At 31.0% G+C, this 3,604-nt stretch carries 6 protein-coding genes, 1 tRNA gene and 1 CRISPR repeat array; all 7 genes read left to right on the top strand.

Going from position 1 to position 3,604, the window contains the following annotated elements:
* The coding region (locus HG1285_RS20510; protein WP_008288426.1) for a flavodoxin-dependent (E)-4-hydroxy-3-methylbut-2-enyl-diphosphate synthase at positions 1 to 141 on the top strand (141 nt) is incomplete at its 5' end.
* The gene (locus HG1285_RS05310) at positions 142 to 564 is read left to right on the top strand and encodes a hypothetical protein (RefSeq protein WP_008288425.1); all 423 of its coding nucleotides are present in this window, start codon (positions 142 to 144) and stop codon (positions 562 to 564) included.
* The gene (locus tag HG1285_RS05315; protein ID WP_008288424.1) at positions 561 to 929 is read left to right on the top strand and encodes a hypothetical protein; all 369 of its coding nucleotides are present in this window, start codon (positions 561 to 563) and stop codon (positions 927 to 929) included. Before HG1285_RS05310 ends, HG1285_RS05315 begins: the two co-directional genes overlap by 4 nt.
* Positions 913 to 1,812 carry an acetylglutamate kinase gene (gene argB / locus HG1285_RS05320; protein WP_008288423.1) on the top strand — a complete coding sequence of 300 codons (900 nt, stop codon included), beginning with the start codon at positions 913 to 915 and terminating at the stop codon, positions 1,810 to 1,812. Before HG1285_RS05315 ends, argB begins: the two co-directional genes overlap by 17 nt.
* A gap of 13 nt (positions 1,813 to 1,825) precedes the next feature.
* On the top strand, positions 1,826 to 2,146 hold the full coding sequence (cutA, locus tag HG1285_RS05325; RefSeq protein ID WP_008288422.1) for a divalent-cation tolerance protein CutA: 321 nt from the start codon (positions 1,826 to 1,828) through the stop codon (positions 2,144 to 2,146).
* 336 nt (positions 2,147 to 2,482) lie between these two features.
* A CRISPR array of direct repeats spans positions 2,483 to 3,244; the repeat unit is 29 nt; unit sequence GTTTTATCTGAACTATATGGGGTACAAAG.
* Between the two features lie 76 nt (positions 3,245 to 3,320).
* Positions 3,321 to 3,396: transfer RNA gene (locus HG1285_RS05330), tRNA-Asn, on the top strand.
* 71 nt (positions 3,397 to 3,467) lie between these two features.
* Positions 3,468 to 3,604 (top strand): inorganic diphosphatase (locus HG1285_RS05335; protein WP_008288421.1); only part of this gene is annotated, 137 nt, incomplete at its 3' end.

Below are 3,604 nucleotides of genomic sequence, written 5' to 3'. Positions count from 1 at the left end.
ATAGGTGAGGCAAAAGAGGCAGATATAGGACTTGCCTGCGGTAATAAATCTGCAATTTTATTTAAAAACGGACAGCCTTTAAAAAGAGTTTCAGAAAATCAAATGGTTGATGAGCTTTTAAAGGAAATAGAAAAGCTTTAAATGGATAAGTCATACATCGCCGGTATTTTTGAATCTTGCGGGTATATAACTTTTAAAAAAGATGTCAGGACAAAAAACTCTGTTTATCCTGTAGTAATAATAAAAACTTCCAATGTACAAATCCTTGAAGAACTAAAAAAACTATACGGCGGAAGTATACGAAAATCAAAAAATACATGTAAAATAATACTATCACACAGAAAAGCCTTAAACTTTTTAAAAGATATTTATGACTTTTTAAATTTTAAAAAAGAAACTGTAAATCTTATTGTAGAATTTTATGAAGTTAGATTTACAAGGAAGTATGAAGCCCAGAGGAAAAAAGATATAGTGAGAAAATTTATAGAAATTGAAGGATGGAATGAGAAAAATTATAAAGTTGGAAACTCATCAATAAAAAAATGGCTTGAGGAGGATTTATGAGCTGGGAAGAGTTAGAAGTAAAGTTAAAAGGTGTAGCTGTTGACGTGCTGTCAGATGAATGGATGGAAGAAGACATTGTAAATAAAGCACCTGTTGAAATATACAAAATAGCAAAAAGAAAAGGTGGGTTTACGATTTTTATGAAAACTCCCACTGAAAATATTGAGTGGTACTTTTCAAGAGGACTTACAGAGTTTAAATTTGGACAAACGCCGCCAGGACAAACACCGTCAGGAAGATTTATACATATAGAGCATGAAGATGGTAGCTATTGGGTAGATATGCCTTTAACTAAAGAAGTTTATGAGTTTTTAAAGGAGTTTATAGACGAATACAGGAGTCAGTTAGATGGAAAAAGTACTTGAAAAAGCTAACATTTTAATGGAAGCACTTCCCTTTATAACAAAATTTAGAGGCAAAACCTTCGTAATTAAGTACGGCGGAAATGCTATGGCAAAGGCTGACTTAAAAACAGCTTTTGCGCAGGACATATTAATGCTCAAGTATATTGGAATTAATCCTGTAATTGTTCACGGCGGAGGTCCCCAAATAGGTGAATATTTAAAAAAGATGGGACTTGAATCTAAGTTTATCGGCGGACTAAGAATAACTCCCAAAGAAACAATGGACGTTGTTGAAATGGTTCTTGGAGGTCTTGTTAATAAAAATATTGTAATGCTTATAAATAAGTATGCAGGTGGTCATATTAGAGCTGTAGGTCTTACTGGAAAAGATGGTAGTTTATTAAAAGCTAAAAAACTTGATATTGAAGAATATTTTAAAGAAATTGGAGAATTTATACCAACGGAAATGCTTGATTTAGGGCACGTTGGAGAAGTGGAATATGTTGATACTCAAATTTTAAAACATTTAGAAGAGGATTTTTACATACCTGTTATTGCTCCAATAGGTTTTGACAATGAAGGAAATGCTTACAATATAAACGCAGACTTTGTGGCTTCTGCAGTTGCTGGAGCATTAAAAGCTGAGAAAGCTATATTTTTAACAGATATAGAAGGTCTAAAAGATAAAGAAGGAAATGTAATATCTTCTTTAAACAAGAATGATGCTCTAAAACTTATTGAAGATGGAACAATTACAGGTGGAATGATTCCTAAAATAAAAGCCTGTATTAAAGCTTTAGATGAAGGTGTTAAAAAGGCTCATATTTTAGATGGAAGACTTCCCCATGTTGTTTTACTTGAAATATTTACATCAAAAGGAGTAGGTACAGAAATCTACCCGTAAGGAGGCTGTTTGTATGGATTATATAGTGGTTTTTATAACTGTACCGGAAATTGAAGTAGGCGAAAATATAGCTAAAATTTTAGTAGAAGAAAAACTTGCAGCCTGTGTAAATATTACAGGAAAAGTAAACTCAATATATTTCTGGCAGGGAAATATAGAAAATGATGATGAATATTTATTGATAATAAAAACAAGAAAAGACAAATTTGAAGAATTAGAAAAAAAAGTTAAAGAAAATCACCCTTATACTGTCCCAGAAATAATAGCAATACCTATAATAGTAGGCTCTGAAGATTACTTAAACTGGATAGATGAAACGCTGAATAGAAATTGACTAAAAAAATTTTTAAAATATCATTTGATTTTGTATAATAATTATGAGGCTATTTGGAAAAAGAATAAGGATACCCCATGTTTAGTATTTTAATGGAGAAGGGCTATTATTAATAACAGTTATCATTAAGTTTTGCATTTTTAATGAAAAATATATTTCTGTGTAAAATGGCTTTTTATGAGCTTCGGCGAGAATATAACAGAAAATATATTTGCATTAATGGAGGCTTAATGCAAACTACCTTCTCCAGAGAGGATTTTTAAAATTTTTTTAATCTTTTTTAGTGCTTGAAAATACTTGCCAACATGAATTTTTTTTATTACATTTAATTAACGGGTTTTATCTGAACTATATGGGGTACAAAGAAATAAAAAATATCAAAAGTATGAACAAATTATAGAAGTTTTATCTGAACTATATGGGGTACAAAGTGAATTTGTAGAACTAGTTGAAGAAGATGGAACTCCTGTTTTATCTGAACTATATGGGGTACAAAGTTTTTCTATTTGATTTAGGAAAAACTCTGCTGCTTTTGTTTTATCTGAACTATATGGGGTACAAAGTACTTTGAAAAATTAAAATATTTTAGATTTTTACTTTGTTTTATCTGAACTATATGGGGTACAAAGTCTGTGTACGATTTGTATTTTCTAGTCCACCAGTCCCGTTTTATCTGAACTATATGGGGTACAAAGTTTGTTCAACAAGTGTCCAATATTATTAAAGAAAACAAGTTTTATCTGAACTATATGGGGTACAAAGAGATTACAAACATATCTTTATATTCACAATGAGTTAGGAGTTTTATCTGAACTATATGGGGTACAAAGCAAGTTTATTATAAAAAATGGCATTCTGTATTAAGTTTTATCTGAACTATATGGGGTACAAAGTTATGATTTTCTAATATTCTAATGTTATTATGTACTGTGCGTTTTATCTGAACTATATGGGGTACAAAGTTGATTTATAAGAATTAAAAACACTATTTGATTTTTTCAAGTTTTATCTGAACTATATGGGGTACAAAGCAGGGTCAACTCTACAGCCTTGATTTTCCCTAATTTGAGTTTTATCTGTACTATATAAATATTAAGTTTAAGTCATGAAATTTTATACAACCGCTTGACAATCACGAAGTATTAAGATATATTATTATTCACGTTTGTGATGTTCCGGAGTAGCTCAGCAGGCAGAGCAGGCGGCTGTTAACCGCCGGGTCGGGGGTTCGAATCCCTCCTCCGGAGCCATTTCTTACCTTATAAATCCCAGTCATATAATAATTTTGTTATAATTTAAAATAAAAAGACGAGGTTGAAATATGGACTTATCAAAAATTCCAGCAGGTAAAAACCCTCCTGAAGATATCTACGTAGTAATTGAAATTCCACAAGGAAGTTCTATTAAATACGAAGTTGACAAAGAAAGTGGTGCTGTATTTGTAGATAGATTTTTATT

The sequence above is a fragment of the Hydrogenivirga sp. 128-5-R1-1 genome (assembly GCF_000171895.1).
The sequence above is the reverse complement of the archived record's forward strand: the minus strand, read 5'-3'. Positions and strand labels throughout refer to the sequence as shown.